Source organism: Streptomyces niveiscabiei (assembly GCF_001419795.1).
Lineage (GTDB): Bacteria > Actinomycetota > Actinomycetes > Streptomycetales > Streptomycetaceae > Streptomyces > Streptomyces niveiscabiei.
Genome location: NZ_LIRL01000114.1, coordinates 1 through 1,148, shown reverse-complemented (window position 1 = coordinate 1,148; position 1,148 = coordinate 1). Strand labels below are relative to the sequence as shown.

The 1,148-nt window shown below is 68.5% G+C and carries 1 protein-coding gene and 1 pseudogene; one reads left to right on the top strand and one right to left on the bottom strand.

Features of this window, described 5'->3' with window-relative positions; genetic code table 11:
• A pseudogene (locus AOK24_RS06725) lies at nucleotides 1–202 on the bottom strand (NERD domain-containing protein); the annotation flags it as partial.
• 161 nt (nucleotides 203–363) lie between these two features.
• Here AOK24_RS06725 and AOK24_RS06720 point away from each other — a divergent pair.
• On the top strand, nucleotides 364–870 hold the full coding sequence (locus AOK24_RS06720) for a protein-tyrosine phosphatase family protein (RefSeq protein ID WP_055719135.1): 507 nt from the start codon (nucleotides 364–366) through the stop codon (nucleotides 868–870).
• Nucleotides 871–1,148 lie beyond the last annotated feature (278 nt).

Below are 1,148 nucleotides of genomic sequence, written 5' to 3'. Positions count from 1 at the left end.
GTACGGGGGGCGGGCCGACGGTCACCGGGCCCGTGAGGAAGGGGGCCAGCGCGTCCAGTACTTCAGTCCTACGGTCGTCACTCAGCAGGTTGACCCTGGCGGCCTCACGGTCGTACCAGGCGATGTTCCTTCCGTCGGCCAGACAGACGTAGAGCCGTTCCTGGCCGTGGCGCCAGGCCGGTACGACGCGCAGTGCGGTCATGCACCATCACCCCAGGGACCATGGGAACAGGACCGGTACGCCAGGGGCAAGAAGGCGGTTACCTTTGGCGCGAGTTGGGCAGGCCACTGGCAGATCCCTATGCACACGTCCCGTAATACCTACGAGGTACTCCAGGCGAGCGCGCGTTTGGGGAGGCGTTGTTGCGGACCCGCAGGAAGCAGCCCGATGTACCCGCCCCCGACAGTCCGTGGAACGAGATCGTGCCCGGGCTGTGGATGGGCGGACACGAGTTCCGGGGCCGTTCCGGGCATGTGGAACGGGCCGTCGTACGCGATCAGTTCGACCTGGTGCAGACGTTGCTGCGGTTACCGGGGTACGGCCCCGACGCGGGCGTCGAGCACCACATCTGGGACATCCCCGACGGACCTCTCGACGGCACCCAGCTCGCCGGTGTCATCCGCCTGGCCCGGGCGGCGAGCGAGGCACTCGACGAGGGGCGCCGGGTATTAGTGCGGTGCTACCACGGCTACAACCGCTCCGGCCTGGTCGTCGCCCACGCGCTGGAACGCCGGGGCTACGGCGCGGAGGAGGCCATCCGCCTGATCCGCTCCCGCCGCTCGCCGTGGGCCCTGCACAACGAACTGTTCGTCGAGTATCTGCGGGCGGGGCTGTCGACCGCCCGGCTGCTGGAGGAGCTGGCCGAGTGAGCAATCGTTTCGCCTGAAGGTCCGAGGGGCGCCTAAACGCTGGGGTCGCTTCAAGGCCCGAGGGGCGCCTGAAGGCCGGGGTCGCCTCAAGGCCGGGGGCGGCCCCGTGGTACACCCCCTCTTGCCCAACCCTTGGTCCAGTCCAGTACGCAAAAAGGACTTCCGCACGAATAAGGTGAACGGGATCAGTGTTCAGTGCGGCATGCAGGAGTCCCTTGAGTCTCGCCCGGCGTCTTCGTCTCGCGCTCGTCGTCGCCCTGGTGGGGGCGGCGGGGGTG